12 protein-coding genes are annotated in these 17,964 nt (G+C 53.9%); 7 read left to right on the top strand and 5 right to left on the bottom strand.

What is annotated here, in order from left to right; genetic code table 11:
- The first annotated feature begins 503 nt into the window (after positions 1-503).
- The 6 genes from DCX48_11395 (at position 504) to DCX48_11420 (ending at position 6,291) form a co-directional block, all read left to right on the top strand.
- On the top strand, positions 504-2,531 hold the full coding sequence (locus DCX48_11395; GenBank protein ID QXE15065.1) for a type VI secretion system tip protein VgrG: 2,028 nt from the start codon (positions 504-506) through the stop codon (positions 2,529-2,531).
- Between the two features lies 1 nt (position 2,532).
- Complete coding sequence (locus DCX48_11400; protein QXE15066.1) at positions 2,533-3,258, top strand: DUF4123 domain-containing protein; 726 nt, start codon at positions 2,533-2,535, stop codon at positions 3,256-3,258.
- On the top strand, positions 3,255-3,773 hold the full coding sequence (locus DCX48_11405) for a hypothetical protein (GenBank protein QXE15067.1): 519 nt from the start codon (positions 3,255-3,257) through the stop codon (positions 3,771-3,773). The genes DCX48_11400 and DCX48_11405 overlap by 4 nt, the downstream gene beginning before the upstream one ends.
- Before the next feature lie 121 nt (positions 3,774-3,894).
- Positions 3,895-4,413, top strand: coding sequence for a hypothetical protein (locus tag DCX48_11410; GenBank protein ID QXE15068.1), 519 nt, complete (start codon positions 3,895-3,897; stop codon positions 4,411-4,413).
- Entirely contained in the window at positions 4,413-6,128 is a 1,716-nt protein-coding gene (locus DCX48_11415; GenBank protein QXE15069.1) for a hypothetical protein, read from the top strand. The genes DCX48_11410 and DCX48_11415 overlap by 1 nt, the downstream gene beginning before the upstream one ends.
- Positions 6,109-6,291, top strand: coding sequence for a hypothetical protein (locus DCX48_11420; protein ID QXE15070.1), 183 nt, complete (start codon positions 6,109-6,111; stop codon positions 6,289-6,291). The genes DCX48_11415 and DCX48_11420 overlap by 20 nt, the downstream gene beginning before the upstream one ends.
- 91 nt (positions 6,292-6,382) lie before the next feature.
- Here the strand turns inward: DCX48_11420 and DCX48_11425 are convergent, their stop codons facing one another.
- The 5 genes from DCX48_11425 to glgB form a co-directional block, all read right to left on the bottom strand.
- Positions 6,383-8,830 carry a glycogen phosphorylase gene (locus DCX48_11425; protein ID QXE17224.1) on the bottom strand — a complete coding sequence of 816 codons (2,448 nt, stop codon included), beginning with the start codon at positions 8,828-8,830 and terminating at the stop codon, positions 6,383-6,385.
- 75 nt (positions 8,831-8,905) lie between these two features.
- Positions 8,906-10,345 carry a glycogen synthase GlgA gene (gene glgA / locus DCX48_11430; GenBank protein ID QXE15071.1) on the bottom strand — a complete coding sequence of 480 codons (1,440 nt, stop codon included), beginning with the start codon at positions 10,343-10,345 and terminating at the stop codon, positions 8,906-8,908.
- A gap of 28 nt (positions 10,346-10,373) precedes the next feature.
- Positions 10,374-11,651, bottom strand: coding sequence for a glucose-1-phosphate adenylyltransferase (gene glgC, locus DCX48_11435; GenBank protein QXE15072.1), 1,278 nt, complete (start codon positions 11,649-11,651; stop codon positions 10,374-10,376).
- Positions 11,652-11,687: 36 nt separating this feature from the next.
- On the bottom strand, positions 11,688-13,664 hold the full coding sequence (gene glgX / locus DCX48_11440; GenBank protein ID QXE15073.1) for a glycogen debranching protein GlgX: 1,977 nt from the start codon (positions 13,662-13,664) through the stop codon (positions 11,688-11,690).
- Positions 13,665-15,842 carry a 1,4-alpha-glucan branching enzyme gene (glgB, locus tag DCX48_11445; protein ID QXE15074.1) on the bottom strand — a complete coding sequence of 726 codons (2,178 nt, stop codon included), beginning with the start codon at positions 15,840-15,842 and terminating at the stop codon, positions 13,665-13,667. It abuts the gene before it with no gap.
- Between the two features lie 371 nt (positions 15,843-16,213).
- Here glgB and DCX48_11450 point away from each other — a divergent pair, with 371 nt between their 5' ends.
- On the top strand, positions 16,214-17,932 hold the full coding sequence (locus tag DCX48_11450) for a sensor histidine kinase (GenBank protein ID QXE15075.1): 1,719 nt from the start codon (positions 16,214-16,216) through the stop codon (positions 17,930-17,932).
- The last annotated feature ends 32 nt before the right edge of the window (positions 17,933-17,964 follow it).

Genomic DNA, 17,964 nt, shown 5'->3' on the forward strand with positions numbered 1-17,964 from the left:
GCAGACGTCAAACATCCGCAACATACTCATATCGTACCCTGCCCTCAGATGATGATCAGGCCTTTTTATTCGCCGCCTAACTTATTTTTAATGATATTATTTCAATATTAATCAATAAGCTTGCTTATTTTTAGTCCTTTCTTTGTGCTATTGGTTCCATGAGCATCTTGCTATCCTTTTCCCGTACTTTCTTTCTCAAAGGGAATATCGTCAGGGATGTCACAGGGATCGTTTTTATTATTCTGCCTACCGCCTAAGACACGCGCTCTGCTTGCTTTCTACGGTGTGAAACACCGAATCGCTGTTCAACCTAAATTCTCTGCACTTTTCTCTGAAGCCGCGCTCTTTCTCGCGCGGTGTTTGGCCAACGTGAGCTGTCGTGTGAGCAGACCCAGACCAGAACTCAGATTTTCATATTAATCAGGATAGCGACGTGCCGCTCCGAGGGAACCTGAGGCGTGCAGTAGCCATGGTCACAACACAAAAACAACAAGGAGAGGCCGATGGCAAACAGTACAGGATTACAGTTCACCGTAAAGGTTGGCGCTCTGGAGGCTGGCACTTTTGCGGTGGTGGACTTCAGGCTGGATGAGGGGTTGAATTGCCCCTTCAGCCTGTCGCTGAGTCTGGCGAGCGCGTTGCCGGATGTGGATTTTGGTGCGGTGCTGGACCAGCCGTGCGAGCTGATGATTTGGTATGAGGGCGAGTTAAAACGCCGAGTCAGCGGGATTATTAGTGGATTCACGCAGGGTGACACCGGATTTCGGCGCACGCGCTATCAGGCGGAAGTCCGTCCGGCGCTGTGGCGACTGGGTCTGCGCACCAACGCCCGCATCTTTCAGGCGCAGAAGCCGGAAGCGATTATCGGTGCATTGCTGGAAGAAGCAGGCGTTACCGACTACGCCTTTGCGCTGCGCCATGAGCACGCGGTGCGGGAATACTGCGTACAGTATCGGGAAAGTGATTTAGCGTTTATCACCCGACTGGCGGCGGAGGAAGGTCTGTACTTCTTCCACGAGTTCGAGGAAGGCAAGCATCGGGTCGTGTTTGCCGATGATGCGGGGGCGCTGACCAAAGGGCCTAAGCTGTTCTTCAATCTGGCGACACAGGGGTTAAGTGAGGGCGAATATGTCCGGCGTTTCCACTACGCGGAGCGAGTGAGCACGGCCGAAGTGGAACTGAAGGACTACAACTTCAAGACGCCGGCTTACGGGCTGTCACACAAGAAGATGAGCGGTGAGCTGGCGCACCAACGTGAAAGTTATCAGCATTACGACTATCCGGGGCGCTATAAACAAGACCCGAGCGGCAAGGCGTTCAGCGGTTACCGGCTGGATGCGCTGCGGTCAGGGGCGGTGACAAGCGAAGGGGAATCCAACTGCGCGGGGCTGATGCCGGGCAATACCTTTACCCTGACGGAGCACCCGAATGCGACGCTGAACGCGGTGTGGCAGACGGCGAGCGTGACGCACGTCGGGCAGCAGCCGCAGGCGCTGGAAGAGGAAAGCGGCGGCGAACCGACAACCATAAGCAACAGTTTTGCGGTGGTGAAGGGCACAACGACGTGGCGCGCTGCGATGCCGTACAAACCGATGGTGGACGGCCCGCAAATCGCGACGGTGGTCGGTCCGGCGGGTGAAGAGATTTACTGCGACCCGTACGGTCGGGTAAAACTGCAATTCCCGTGGGATCGCTATGGCGCGAGCAACGACCAAAGCTCTTGCTGGGTGCGCGTCAGTCAGGGCTGGGCGGGTGGCCAATACGGCATGATCGCTATCCCACGCATCAGCCATGAAGTGATTGTCAGCTTCCTCGAAGGTGACCCAGACCAGCCGATTATCACCGGGCGTACGTTCCACGCGACCAACCGTCCTCCTTACGACCTGCCTGCGCACAAGACGCGTACCGTGCTACGCACGGAAACTCATCAGGGTGAAGGATTCAATGAGCTGCGCTTTGAAGATCAGGCCGGGCAGGAAGAAATTTATATTCACGGGCAGAAAGACCTGAACGGCCTGATTGAGAACGATGTTGTCTGGCACATCAAACATGATGCCCACACGGATATTGATAATGAGCGGGTAACGCGAATCAAAGCCAACGATCACCTGACGGTCGAGAACGAGAAACGTGATCATGTTAAAGGGGATTACTCACTGAGCGTCGATGCCTCGATGCACCAGAAACTGGGGCAGGCTTTGCTGGTTGAGGCCGGACAAGAGGTTCATCTTACATCTGGCAACAAGATAGTGCTGGAAGCCGGGGCTGAACTGACGCTCAAAGTGGGTGGCAGCTTCGTGAAGATTGATCCCAGTGGCGTGACGCTGGTTGGCCCCAGCATCAAGATGAATTCAGGCGGCAGCCCCGGTTTTGGTTCTGGCTGGGCAGGTCAAATGCCCACCTTTCCGGGGGCGGTTGAGGTGGTTAAAGCGCCCCAACCGCCACAGGTGCCACCTCTTGAAAAACCAGTCTGTATTCCCTGTCTGCTACGCGCCATGGCGCAGGGCGATGCGTTGGTTCAGGGAGAATAAGATGCTACCCAAAGCAATCTGGCACCAGAATGCCTGTGTCGTCCTGCTGGAAGGGGCTTACCTCACCCCAGAGCAGCGGGTACGGTTGAGTGAAAGGCCATTTTTACCGCTCTATTTTCATGATGACGTGTTTGAACTGATCAATCTTGGACCCTGGCTTTGGCATTGTCCGCAATCGGAAGAGAGATTACTGGCTACGCTCGTTCAGCAGGGGCATGTGGTTGGCCTGCTGGAGAGCGACCAACCCCTCAGTACCTTGCAAAAGCAACTGGCTTTGGGTGTGAGGGTGATTGAACCCGAAGGGCAATTTAGCCAACTGCTGCGATTCTACACACCGCAGGCGTTGCCTCTGCTTATCGAGCAATACGACGCCCCGTGGCTCGGTGGGCTTTTTGGGGGGATCGACCGCTGGTGGTTACGAGAGAATGACGGCAGTTGGCGCGAACTGAGTCTGTCGATCCCTCCCACTGAACCTGTTCTGGTTAAATTGACGCCTGAGTTATATCAAGCGTTGCAGGGCTCACCTGATGAACATCGCCTGCTGGCCCTGTGGCAAGAGGGGGAAAACATCAGGCATTTTCCCCCTTGTGAAAGAATGCGCATGGTCCGCAAGGCATTGGAGAAAGCCGAAAAAGCTGGCGCGACAGAGGCACAACGACGGCTGTGGGCATTAGCCTATCTGGAAGGTGGCCGTCAGGCGTTGGAAGAGCAAAAGGGACGAACATGAGCGCGACAACCGGTTTGATAAGAGCAATCTCGGGGCTGATAACGGCGATATGGCAGATATTACCGCGCTGGGGGCGGTGGCTGGCGAGTATTCTGCTGGTGCTCTGGCTGGGCTGGACGTTCCTGATTCAGGAGCGACATGGCGGGGCGTCATTGGTTGTTATGTCAGTAATGGATCGCCCGATTAGCTATGCCTATGTCAACGGTAATATGGGGGGAAATACAGATGCATTTGACGGACGAAATGCGGGGGGAAAAACCGCAGGCCCTTACCGGATAGGCGGAGATACGGCCAATATTAAATGGGAACTTGCGATGACTCGCAAACAATATAACGAGCTTGGATATCGTCCAGAGATCCATGCTGTAGTCTTACCGATGCCTAAACGAGAGAAAGGGCAGAATGATTTCTGTGTGCTGTTTTTGCCAGATAACAAGCCGATGATACGTTGGGCCTATCGTTGTCACCTTGATATGCAGGATGTAATAAATCCTTATCGGACAAGGAAGTTGTAATGGTGGATTGGGATGATCTGGAGTGTCGCGTTGCGCGTGAAGAGAGCCGTCATCAGGCAGGCGTGATGGCTACCCGGCGCGTAACAAAGGAATTGAATCAGCAAGAGCAAAAGGGACGAACATGAGTGCGGCAAACGGTTTGATAAGAGCAATTTCGGGGCTGATAACGGCGATATGGCAGATATTACCGCGCTGGGGGCGGTGGCTGGCGAGCATTCTGCTGGTGCTCTGGCTGGGCTGGACGTTCCTGATTCAGGAACGGCACGGTGGGGCGTCGATCGTGGTTCATTCAGTGATCGATCGTCCCATTAGCTATGTGTATGTCAACGGCAATATGGGAGGAAATACCGATGCGTTTGATGGGCTTAATACGGGAGGCAGTTCTGCGGGCCCCTATCGTATAGAGGGAGATACAGTAAAGATCAAATGGGAACTTGCGATGACCCGCCGACAATATGATGAGCTGGGCTATCGCCCTGAGATTCATACAGTTATTTTATCCATGCCTAAGAGGGAAAAAGGGCAAGATAATTTCTATGTGCTGTTTTTGCCGGATAACCAGGTGATGGTGCGCTGGGTTGGATGGGGTATCCCTGGTATGAAAGATGTAATTGATACTTATCGGACAAGGAAGTTGTAATGATCGATTGGGATGATCTGGAATGCCGCGTTGCGCGTGAAGAAAGCCGTCATCAGGCAGGGATAGGTACTTGTTCATTGGCGTTACAGATCGGTTTTTTCTTCGATGGCCTGAAACGCAATATCAATGTGGATGAAGAGAGCCAGCGTCTGACTAACGTAGGGCGCTTGTTTCGTGCTCACTCTTTTGAGATCAAAGCCAGCCTCACATCTGCATATTCATCTGCCAAAATCTATGTTCCCGGTTTAGGTACCCTCCTTGACGATACGCCGTCCGAAAGGTTGGACAGCATTCTGGACGCCAGACAGCAGGCGTTGCCTGAAGATTATGCCGATGCACTGGTTGAGCAGGGCAAAGAAACGGCGGTCGATACTGTTAAGGGCGTTTTCAAAGAGGACTGGAGTCAGGTGCTCTCCAATAAGCTGGGCGACCTGGTGACCATGAAGAGTGGCTTCGATGCCACGGTATCTGCGGCCAAAAAGGCGGCGACCCGCGCACTGCTCGAAGCAACCGAACCGATTCGGGATAACCCGATAGTGGCCGAGTTGCTAATGACCGGCGTCGATGCGCGGGTGGATTTGGCTAAAAACAAGTTCAAAGAAAGCATCGTACTGAGTAAAAAAGAGAATCAACTGCCCATCAAACTGGTCCAGATTTCGGTGTTCGGTGCCGATCTGGGTGCCGCGTTAGCCCGACGCTTTATCGATGAGCTGCTGGAGTCGGTCTGTACCAAAGTAGGAAACGAATACCGCTACGAAGACAGTAAGGTTGAAGTAATTTTTGCTGGCCTGTTCGACTGCACGCGCCGCAGTTCGATGGATATGGGTGATACCGTAGCTACCATCTCTGACGGGGCGGGATTAGTTGCCCGACACCCTGTTGTTGGGCTTATCACCACGGCCTTTGGCGCGAAAGTGATTACGTTCGATAAACCCCTTCATCCCGCCGTAAAAAAAGCGTTGCACCTGATCGCGGCACATGAACGGCGAGAATATCGTCCTCTGTTGCCTTTGGGACCGCTCCGGTCCGGCTGGCGTGAAGTGCTCTGCCCCGGCATCAGTGAAGATGTGACGGGCGGGCTGTTACCCGACGAACAGCGCCCCAGTGCCGAACTGTGTCGGGTACCACTACGACAGATGTATGAAACCGCACGTCGGGCTCAGGTGCCTTTTCCTAACTTCTCCATCCTTGATGCTAAAAACCCACGAGTAGCCCAGTATTTCATCATGCAGGATAGTCGGCTGGGTTACTCCGCGAAAAAATACAGTGAGTACTACAGCAAATGGGTGGGGAAAATGAACCCGACACCGGAAGCGTTCGAACTGCATATGATCCACTACTGCTTTTGGCTGGGGGAAAAATTGCATGACTATAAAATACTTCGCCAAAACGTGAGTGGAAGCGAGCGGGATAAACTCAACGCGCAGTGGGGATGGCTAATACAGGTCGGGCGCGATGCGGAAAACGTGTTGAGAAGCAGAGGGCTGAGTCGGCAGATGTATCGGGGGGCCGATTTGGTGAAGTTCTTTAATGGCATTAAGCGGGTGCCTCGTGAGGCGGATATCTTCTTCAATTATTTTATGCACGATTTTACGTCTGAGGAACTCAAGTTCGCTACGCTGAACGAGCAGGCGAATACGATGTTGAGGAACAATAATTTCTTCGTCCCGCGTGGAATAGAGATATTGGCTGTCGATGACGAAGCCGCAGCATGAGCGTTGCAACAAGCCTGACCCTCTGCCTTCTCACGGTCATACTCGGACCATCAGCAGTGGTTCATCCTGTGTGTTCATTGATAGCAAACCCGCTGCACGTTCTGGGGATGAAGTAAGTTGCGGTGGCGTATTGATTCGTGGGGGAAGTGTGAATATAGGCTGATATACCACATCCCCTCCTTAGTAAACAGGCGTTCATTGAACGCCTGTTGTCTTTTTAAGAACTAGCCATCAATAGCAGAACCCTTTTCTCATCACAGCCGTATCGGTTTGATATTCCAGATATCTTCTGCATATTCGCCGATAGTACGGTCAGACGAGAAATAGCCCATGCTGGCAATATTCTGGACAGCACAGCGCGCCCACTCGTCCTTATTCTGATACAGCTCATCAACCCGATCCTGCGTATCCACATAGCTGCGATAGTCTGCCAGTAGCTGGTAGTAATCACCAAAATTCACTAGTGAATCAAACAGATCGCTGTAGCGTCGGCTATCATCAGGGCTGAAGACACCCGTGGTGATTTGCGTCAGCACGCGGTGTAGCTCTTCGTCCTGATCGTAATATTGCCGTGGGTTATAACCGCTCTGGCGTAGCGCTTCGACCTGATCGGCCGTGTTGCCGAAGATAAACATATTCTCTTCGCCAATATGTTCCAGCATTTCGACATTCGCCCCATCCAGCGTGCCGATCGTCAGCGCACCGTTCAGTGCAAACTTCATGTTGCTGGTCCCGGACGCTTCCGTCCCCGCCAGCGAGATCTGTTCAGAAAGATCCGCAGCCGGAATGATCAGCTGTGCCAGGCTCACGCTGTAGTTTGGGATGAATACCACCTTCAACCGATCGTGCAGTGCCGGATCGTTATTGATCACCTTCGCGACGTCGTTGATCAAGTTAATGATGTGCTTCGCCATGTAATAGGCCGATGCGGCCTTGCCCGCAAAGATGGCGACGCGCGGAACACGTTCAACCTCGGGATCGTCCTTAATGCGGTTATAGAGCGTGATGATGTGCAACACATTCAACAACTGCCGTTTGTATTCGTGAATACGCTTAATCTGCACGTCAAACAAGGACTCAGGGTTAACCACAATATTCAGATTTTCCGCCATATAGGTCGCTAAACGCACTTTGTTCTTTAGCTTTACCTTACTGATTTTCTGCACAAACGCCGGATAATCGATGTGTTGTTTAAGTTCACTCAACTGGCTCAGATCGGTGCGCCAGGTCTGCCCTATTGTGTCGTCCAGTAGTTTGGATAGCGACGGGTTGGCCAGCGCCAGCCAGCGCCGCGGCGTCACGCCATTGGTTTTATTACAGAAGCGGTTGGGGAAGATTCGGGCGAAGTCGGCAAACAAGGACTGCACCATCAGATCCGAATGCAGCTCCGATACACCGTTCACTTTATGACTGGCGATCACCGCCAGCCACGCCATCCGTATTTTACGCCCGTTGTTTTCATCAATGATGGAAACCCGCGCCAGCAGCTCGTTGTCATCGGGGATTTCTTTCTGCACGTATTCCAGAAAATGCTCGTTGATTTCGAAAATCAATTGCAGATGGCGCGGCAGGATTTTACCCAGCATATCGACGGACCAGGTTTCCAACGCTTCCTGCATCAGCGTATGGTTGGTGTAGGAAAAGACCTTCTTCACTACGGCCCACGCTTCTATCCACTTGAATTTATGCTCATCGATCAGCAAACGCATCAGCTCAGGGATGGCCAGCACCGGGTGAGTATCGTTTAGGTGAATGGCAAATTTTTCCGCCAAATTGGCGTAAGTCTTATGCATCATCCAGTGGCGATTGAGAATGTCCTGCACCGTAGCGGAAACCAGGAAGTATTCCTGACGCAGGCGCAGCTCGCGACCAGAGTAGGTGGAATCATCGGGATACAGCACGCGCGACACGTTTTCCGAGTGGTTTTTATCTTCCACCGCCGCAAAATAGTCGCCCTGATTGAATTTACCCAGATTGATTTCGTTACTGGCCTGCGCACCCCACAGGCGCAGTGTGTTGGTGGCATCGGTATCGAAACCCGGAATGATTTGGTCGTAGGCGCACGCGATAACTTCTTCCGTTTCCAGCCAGCGTAACTTGCTGCCTTCCTGCTGGATACGCCCCCCAAAACGCACTTTATAGCGCGTGCTGTGGCGCGGGAATTCCCACGCATTACCGTATTCCAGCCAGTAGTCCGGTGACTCTGCCTGCTTGCCGTTAACAATGTTCTGTTTGAACATGCCGTATTCGTAGCGAATACCGTAGCCGCGCCCCGGCAGGGCCATCGTCGCCAGCGAATCGAGGAAGCAGGCAGCCAGACGCCCCAAACCGCCGTTCCCTAAGCCGGGGTCATTTTCTTCCTGTAGCAGATCGTCCAGTTCCAGCCCCATGCCATCCAGCGCCGCTTTCAGATCTTCATACAGCCCCATCGCCAGCAGCGCGTTCGACAGCGTCCGCCCCAGCAAAAATTCCATCGACAGGTAATACACCTGTCGCACATCTTGAGACAGCTGTGCCCGGTTCGAGCGTAGCCAGCGTTCCACCATGCGGTCGCGCACGGCCAGCAGCGTGGCATTCAACCAGTCATGTTTATTCGCAATCGAGGGATCTTTCCCCACGGTAAACATGAGTTTGTAAGCAATAGAGTGTTTCAGCGCTTCCACACTGATCGTTGGCGAAGTATAGATAAACGGCGAGTTCATAATATTCATTCCCAAGTGAGTGTTACCCTACCCTGTCGTTTTCAGATTGCACAAGGATGACGCGCAGTGCGAAAACTAGTGGGTATGCAAGCGTTGATATAGCGCACCATAAGCCTGAGCAGAAACCTGCCAACCAAAGTCCATTGCCATCGCCTGACGCTGCACATAGCGCCATAGCGTAGGTCGGGACCACAACACGAACACACGACGAATCGCGCGGGATAGCGATCCCACGCTGCAATCGTTAAAGACAAACCCGCTTGCCAGACCATCCGCCAAATTCTCCAGCGAACAGTCGGATACCGTATCCGCCAGCCCCCCAGTTCGGCGCACCAGCGGCAACGTGCCATACTTCAAGCCGTAGAGCTGCGTTAACCCGCAAGGCTCAAATCGGCTGGGAACCATGATGACATCCGCGCCGCCAATGATGCGGTGCGAGAAGGCTTCGTGATAGCCAATCTGTACGCCAACCTGACCGTGATATTCCGCAGCGGCAGCCAGAAAACCTTCCTGCAAATCGGCATCCCCTGCGCCCAACACTACCAGTTGGCCGCCCTGCTCCAACAGATCGGGTATCGCGCTTAACGCGATATCGAGTCCTTTCTGGCTGGTCAGGCGGCTGACGATAGCGAAAACCGGCGCCTTATCGTCCACTTTCAGGCCCATCGCCGTTTGCAGATGTCGCTTGTTTTCGGCTTTGTTCGCCAGCGCCTCGCGGCTGTAATGGTTAGTCAGTAAAGGATCGTGCGTCGGATTCCAAATCGTCTCGTCTACGCCATTGAGGATACCGGACAGGCGCCCTTCTTCTTCACGCGTCTTCAGCAAGCCTTCCATACCATAGCCATAGGCTGGCAGCGTGATCTCATGCGCGTAGGTCGGGCTCACGGTCGTAATATGATCCGCGTAGAACAACCCTGCCTTGAGGTAGGAAATCTGACCGTAGAACTCTAGCCCGTAGACCTGAAAGAAGTCGCTCGGCAAGTGAAGATTCGCCATATGTCCGGCAGCGAACAGTCCCTGATAGGCGAGATTGTGAACGGTAAAGACCGATTTCGCTGGGCGGTTGCGAGCCGCCAGATAAGCACAGGTCAGCCCCGCGTGCCAGTCATGGGCATGCACAATATCGGGCCGCCAATAGTGGTCCAGCCCGCACGCCATTTCGCATCCCATCCACCCCAGCAGCGCGAACCGCAGGTAGTTATCGGCATAAGCGTAAAGCGCCGGGTCGTGATAAGGGCTGCCCGCGCGTTCATATAGCTCGGGCACATCAATCAAATAAATACCGACGCCGTTAAAATGGCCGAACAGCAAGGTCACGTGTCCGGCGAAGGTATCCAGCTCACGCACAACCTGTAGGTTAGCAATGCCTTTTTTCAGATCGGGGAAGGCAGGCAAGATGACGCGAACATCCATCCCCGCCGCAATCTGCGCGCCGGGCAACGCACCAGCCACATCCGCCAGTCCGCCGGTTTTCAATAGTGGAAATAGCTCTGAACAAACATGTAAGACCCGCATTATTACTCCCGTTTTGTTCCGATGGTGTTTATAGCTTTTCCAACATCGATCGCGTAACCAGCACGATCCCCTCTTCCGAACGGTAAAAACGGCGGCTATCCTCTTCCGCGTTCTCACCAATCACCATGCCTTCCGGCAAGTGGCAGGCGCGATCGATCACACAACGGCGTAAACGGCAGGAGCGCCCCACGTTGACATCCGGCAGGATCACCGTCGAATCTATACTGCAAAACGAATTGACCCGCACGCGCGGGAACAGCACCGAATGCGTGACAACCGAGCCGGAAACAATGCAACCTCCCGATACCAGCGAGTTCATCGTCATGCCATGGCTGCCGGAACGGTCCTGAACAAATTTGGCTGGCGGCAACGATTCAATGGCAGAGCGAATCGGCCAGTGCCGATCGTACACATCCAGCTCCGGCGTCACTGACGCCAGATCGAGATTGGCGCGCCAGTAGGCTTCCAGCGTGCCGACATCCCGCCAATACTGGTGCTCATCTTCACCTGACGTAACGCACGACAGGGTAAAAGGGTGCGCCCAGGCCAAACGCTGCGAGACAATCTTCGGGATCAGGTCCTGGCCAAAGTCGTGGGCAGAATCCGACGCGTTACGATCTGTTTCCAGCAATTGATAAAGATAGTCCGCATTAAAAACATAGATCCCCATGCTCGCGAGCGCCATATCCGGGTTATCCGGCATCGGCGTCGGGTTATCCGGTTTTTCGGCAAAATCGAGGATGCGATGCTGTTTGTCCACGCTCATTACGCCAAAGGCGCTGGCTTCTTCCAGAGGCACGGGCAGGCAGGCGACCGTGCATTCTGCCCCCTTCTCCACGTGATCAATCAGCATACGTGAGTAGTCCATCTTGTAGATGTGATCGCCCGCGAGGATCACCATATACTCCGCACGGTAGCGCCGAATAATGTCGAGATTCTGGCAAACCGCATCCGCCGTTCCCCGATACCAGTGATCGGTAGAATAGCGTTGCTGCGCAGGAAGCAAATCCACAAATTCGTTCATTTCCGCATTCAAAAACGACCAGCCGCGCTGAATATGCTGCACCAGCGTATGCGACTGATATTGCGTAATCACGCCAATGCGGCGTATGCCGGAGTTCAGGCAGTTAGAGAGCGCGAAATCAATAATGCGAAACTTGCCGCCAAAGTGGACGGCGGGCTTGGCACGCAGCGCCGTCAACCCTTTCAGTCGCGTCCCACGGCCTCCGGCCAAAATTAATGCCACGGATTTTAAAGGGAGCTGTCTTGCCAACATCAGAGGGTCATGCTTGTCGTTGTTCACCATGGCTATCTCCTGATTATTCTTTTTAATGGCTTGCGCTTAGGCGGTCTGTTTTATCAAGACGCATACCGCCTGCGCTTGTCCGTGCCACATTCCGCCCTCAGGCGGGTTCGTCTCATCAAACGGCGGTGAAACCTGCCAGTGGCCTTCTGGCAACATGAACGCGCCGGCATGCAGGCTGGCGTTGACCAGCACAAGCCAACGACCGGAAAGTAAAATCTGTAGCTGATGCTCCCCCTGTTCCCACTGCGGCGGCGTCAAAGGCTGCCCTTCTCTGTTCAGCCACTGCACTGCACCGTCCCCTTCTTGCCACCACGTTTCCTGCTGTAACGCCGGGATCGTGCGACGAAGTTGGATCAATCCGGCGACAAATTCCCGTAAGCCACGATCCGCATGATCCCAATGCAGCCAAGTCAATTCATTGTCCTGACAGTAGGCGTTGTTGTTGCCCTGCTGGCTGTGCCCCAGTTCATCGCCCGCCAGTAGCATCGGTGTTCCCTGCGACAGTATCAGCGTCGTCAGCAGCGCCTTCTGGCTAGCCTGTCGGCGTTGATGGATGTCGTCATCGGCTTCCAGACCTTCCGTGCCGTGGTTATTGCTGAAGTTACTGTCTGTGCCGTCGCGGTTACCCTCGCCGTTGGCGTCGTTGTGCTTATGGTTGAAACTCACCAGATCGCGCAGCGTAAAGCCGTCATGGGCCGTCAGTTTGTTGATAGAGGCGTAAGGCAGGCGGTCGCGCTGCTGGAAGATGTCGCTGGAGGCGGCAAAACGGCGGGCAAATGCGCCGAGAGAAATATCACCATGCAGCCAAAAGCGGCGCATGTCGTCACGATAACGGTCGCTCCACTCGGCGAACGGCGTCGGAAATTGACCCAGCTGATAGCCGCCATGCCCGATATCCCACGGTTCGGCGATCAGCTTGCAGCCCTGTAAGCGGTTATCGTTTTTCATGGCAGACAGCAGCGGTGCAGCGGCGGTAAAATCGGGAGTACGACCCAACACCGTTGCCAGATCGAAACGGAAACCGTCAACGTGGCAAACCTCGCGCCAGAAGCGCAGGCAGTCCATCACCCAGTCCATCACCGCAGGGTGATTCAGGCGCAGCACATTGCCGCAGCCGGTCCAGTTGTGGTATTCACCGCTGTCGCCCAGCCAGTAATAACTGCGGTTGTCGATGCCGCGCTGGCAGAGCGTAGGGCCTTCAACGTCCAGTTCGGCGCTATGGTTGAACACCACATCCAGAATGACCTCAATACCCGCGTTATGCAGGGCCTTCACCGCATCCCGGAATTCATTCAGCGCGTCGTCGCCTGCGGCCAGACTGTTATCCACCGCAAACGGCAGCAGTACGTTATAGCCCCAGTAATTACGCAGCCCAATCTGTTGAAGCCGGGGTTCATCGGCATGCTGCTGCACCGGAAGCAGTTCCAGCGCGGTGATGCCCAGCGATGTCAGATAATCAATCATCACCGGATGACCCAAGGCGGCATAGCTGCCACGAATATCTTCGGGAATATCAGGGTGCAGTTGCGTCAGCCCGCGAACGTGCGCCTCATAAATTACCGTCTGGTTCCAAGGCGTTTGCGGATGTTGGTCATCCTGCCAGTCGTAATCCTCTGCCGTGACGACGCACTTCGCCATAATCTCAGCACTATCGCGTTCATCCCGCTGGTCAATTCCGCCTTGCAAGCTAGCATCATCCACCACCCAGCCATCAAGCTGACGGGCGCACGGGTCTAACAGCAGCTTATGCGGGTTGAAACGTAAACCCTGTGACGGCTCGAATGGCCCATCAACTCGGAAACCGTAGCGTAAGCCAGGCTGCGCATCGGGAAGATAGCCATGCCAGATATCGCCACTGCGCGCGGTTAGCACGATCCGCTGTTCCTGCTGGCGCTCATCAAACACACACAGTTCTACCCGCTCGGCATCCGCCGAAAACAGCGCGAAATTCACGCCATTGCCGTCAAAACTTGCCCCCAGCGGCGTCGGCTTGCCCGTCTGCAATTCCGCCATTTACGCCTCCTTCACCAGATACAGTGTGGCAAGCGGCGGAATAGTCAGAACAAGAGAATGCTGGCGCTGATGGCTGCCCCACTCCTCGCTATAAATCGTCCCGACATTGCCCTGATCGCTACCGTTGTAGTGAACAGAATCGGTGTTCATGACTTCACGCCAGCCACCGGGCTGGTTAATGCCAATCCGATAGCCGTAACGTGGCACAGGCGTAAAGTTGCTGACCACCAGCACTTCATTGCCTTGTTCATCGCGTCGGATAAAGGCGAAGACTGAGTTTTCCCGATCGTCCACCACCAGCCATTCAAAGCCCTGTGGCTGAAAATCCAGCTGATACAGCGACGGTTGCTGGCGATAATAATGGTTGAGATCGCGCACCAGCGCCTGCACGCCCCGATGCCACCCTTCTGGTTCATCCAGCAGATGCCAATCCAGACTGGCGTCGTGATTCCACTCACGCCCTTGCGCAAACTCACAGCCCATAAACAGCAGCTTCTTGCCGGGATAGGCCCACATAAAGCCGTAATAGGCACGTAAATTGGCAAATTTCTGCCATACATCACCGGGCATACGATCCAGCAGCGAACGCTTACCGTGCACCACTTCGTCGTGAGACAGCGGCAGCACAAAATTCTCGCTATAGGCGTACAACATGCCGAATGTCAGCAGATCGTGATGGTGTTTACGGTGAACCGGATCGAGCTGCATATAGGTCAGTGTGTCGTGCATCCAACCCATGTTCCACTTGTAGTGGAATCCTAAACCATTGCAGTCGGGTGGTAGCGTGACGCCCGGATAATCGGTGGACTCTTCGGCAAGCGTGATGGCCGCAGGCGCAGCATGGCCCAGCGTATGGTTGGTGTAGCGCAGAAACGCGATGGCTTCGAGGTTCTCTTTACCGCCGTAATGGTTCGGCACCCACTCGCCTTCACTGCGGCTGTAGTCGCGATAAATCATGGAAGCCACGGCGTCTACCCGTAGCCCATCAATGCCATAACGCTCCATCCAGAACAGCGCATTACCCGCCAGATAGTTACGTACCTCATGGCGGCCATAATTATAAATCAACGTATTCCAGTCCTGATGATAGCCTTCGCGCGGATCGGAGTATTCATACAGCGCGGTGCCGTCAAACTGTGCCAGACCGTATTCATCGCCGGGAAAGTGCCCCGGCACCCAGTCCAGCAAGACGTTGATGCCCGCACCATGGAGCGCGTCAACAAACGCTCTAAAATCTGATGCCGTACCGAAACGGCGCGTTGGCGCATACAGCCCTAGCGGCTGATAACCCCAACTGCCATCGAACGGGTGTTCGTTAATCGGCATTAACTCAACGTGCGTGAAGCCCATGTATTGCACATAATCAATCAGTTGATTCGCCAGCTCCTGATAGCTCAGCCAGAAATTGTTATCCGTATGCCGTCGCCAGGAACCGAGATGGACTTCATAAATGGAGATAGGGGAACGCAGGCTATTCGCCTCGCGACGCGCCTCATTAGTCGGGACTTTCTCGGGCAGCGGCGTAATCAGCGATGCCGTATCCGGGCGCATTTGCGCTTCAAACGCATACGGATCGGCCTTCAACCGGACGCTGCCGTGGCTGTCGATCATTTCATATTTGTAAAGCTGCCCCGCTTTCACGTCGGGTAGAAACAGCTCCCAAATGCCGTTTTCCTTGCGTAACCGCATCGGATGACGTCGGCCATCCCAGAAGTTGAACTGCCCCACCACCGAAACACGTTGAGCATTCGGCGCCCAGACGGCAAAACGCGTGCCCTCAACCCCGTCCAGCGTTTCCAGATGTGCGCCTAGCCGCTCGTAAGGTCGTAAGTGGGTGCCTTCAGCCAAAAGCCAAATGTCCATATCCTGCAACAGCGGGCCAAAACGGTAAGGATCTTCAATCACCCAGGTTTCTTCACGCCAGGTCACGGCTAATTGATAGTGAAAATCATGTTTCCGATTCGGCACTAGACCACAAAAAAAACCGCGTCCATCTACACGTTCCAGCTCAACAATTTTTCGTCCATTGCTAGCATCAACAACCCAAGCTGCGTCCGCATCCGGCAGCAATGCTCGAACTTCAAGGCCTTTGGAGGAATGATGCATACCTAACAGCGAAAACGGATCGGCATAATGCCCGGAAAAAAGTGAATTAATCGCCTCAGAAAACGCTGACATGGTATCCATCCTCTGATTAACCATTTGAATTAAATAAATAAACTATATAAAAAGTGTATTACGCTGCGTTTATATTCTTTCGTCACTTATCTTTAACAAAAAGCCAATAAAAATAATGAGTTATTAGCTTGCTAATGAATAACGGCGACGTGTAAAAATAATGAATACTATGAAAGAGTTCTTGAACCACACCGCCTAATTTAGCGTAGTCAAAGAACGGAGAAATATCTGAGAACTGATGAAGTTTTTCCGTTTATATTTATATGAATAAGTTATGACGCGGGATAATTAGCATCTTTTGTTTAAAGATCGATTCGTCCGCTAGCAAAAAGCAGTACAATTTGGCGATTGTGTATGTTGAGACCCCGCCCATGGTTAGCCAGGTTGATCTAATTCTTTCCCTGTTACAGCAGATGTGTGTTTATCTGGTCATCGCTTATCTGCTCAGTAAAACACCGCTGTTTATCCCGCTGATGCAGGTCACCATTCGCCTGCCGCACAAGCTGGTCTGCTATCTGGTTTTTTCCGTGTTTTGCATTATGGGAACCTACTTCGGCCTGCATATAGACGATTCGATTGCCAATACCCGCGCGACAGGCGCGGTGCTCGGGGGCATGCTGGGCGGCCCTTCTGTGGGCTTTCTCGTCGGGTTGACTGGCGGACTACACCGCTATTCGATGGGCGGTATGACTGCGCTGGCCTGTATGTTGTCGACCATTGCCGAAGGCCTGCTCGGCGGGTTGCTGCATCGCTATCTGGCACGTCGTAACCGTATCGATCTGCTCTTTAAACCACTCGTCGTCGGCCTGACCGCACTGGTTGCGGAGATACTACAAATGGCGATTATTCTGCTGGTCGCCCGACCGTTTGATAACGCCGCTGAGTTGGTGAGGGATATTGCGCTACCGATGATGATCACCAATACCATCGGTTCCGCTATGTTCATGCGCATCCTGCTCGACAGGCGCGCCATTTTTGAAAAATACACTTCTGCATTCTCCGCCAAGGCGCTGCAAATCGCGGCACGCGCCGAAGGGGCGCTGCGTCAGGGGTTCAATCCGCAAAACAGTATGCGCGTTGCCCGTATTTTGTATGAAGAACTGGGTGTCGGTGCCGTGGCGATTACCGATCGCGACAAACTGCTGGCCTTCATCGGGTTAGGCGACGATCACCACAACGTCGGTGCGCCCATCACGTCATCACACACGCGCCGGGCGATAGACAACAATCAGGTGGTGTACGCCGACGGCAACGAGGTGTCTTATACCTGTTCGGTTTCATCGCACTGCAAGCTCGGCTCCACGCTGGTGATCCCACTGCGGGGCGAAGATCAGCGTGTTGTCGGCACGATCAAGCTTTATGAACCCAAGAATAAGCTATTTTCCAGCATTAACCGTACGCTAGGAGAAGGGATCGCCCACCTGCTTTCCGCACAGATTCTGACAGGCCGTTTTGAACAACAGAAACAGCTGCTGGCGCAGTCGGAAATCAAGCTGCTGCACGCGCAGGTCAACCCGCATTTTCTGTTCAATGCACTGAATACGCTGTCCGCCGTGATACGACGCAACCCCGACCACGCCCGCCAGTTGGTGCTGTCTCTGTCGACGTTTTTCCGTAAAAATCTCAAGCGCAGTAACGATGAAGTGTCGCTCAATGATGAGCTGGAGCACGTTAACGCCTATCTGGAAATCGAAAAGGCGCGCTTTGCCGATCACCTGACGGTAGAAATCTCGCTACCGGAGTCGCTGCGCGAAGCGCGACTACCGGCGTTTTCTCTGCAACCGATTGTCGAAAATGCGATTAAGCACGGTACTTCGCAGATGATTGAACACGGACACATCCACATTAGCGGACGTCTGCACGCCAACACGCTGGAACTGTCAGTGGAAGATAATGCTGGCACCTATCAGCCCCGCAGCGGTGGCGATGGTCTAGGCATGAATCTGGTCGACCGCCGTATTAAAGCGCGCTACGGCAACCGCTATGGCATCACGGTAGTCAGCGAAACAGATAAATTCACTCGGGTCGAAGTACGCGTCCCGCTGATTTCAGCGCGCAAGGCATTGGAAAAACTGGATAGCGTGGCGTGACGGGGAGATAGAAGCGTTGCGGGTTGGGTATC

The sequence above is a fragment of the Pectobacterium atrosepticum genome (assembly GCA_019056595.1).
GTDB classification, from domain to species: Bacteria; Pseudomonadota; Gammaproteobacteria; order Enterobacterales; family Enterobacteriaceae; genus Pectobacterium; species Pectobacterium atrosepticum.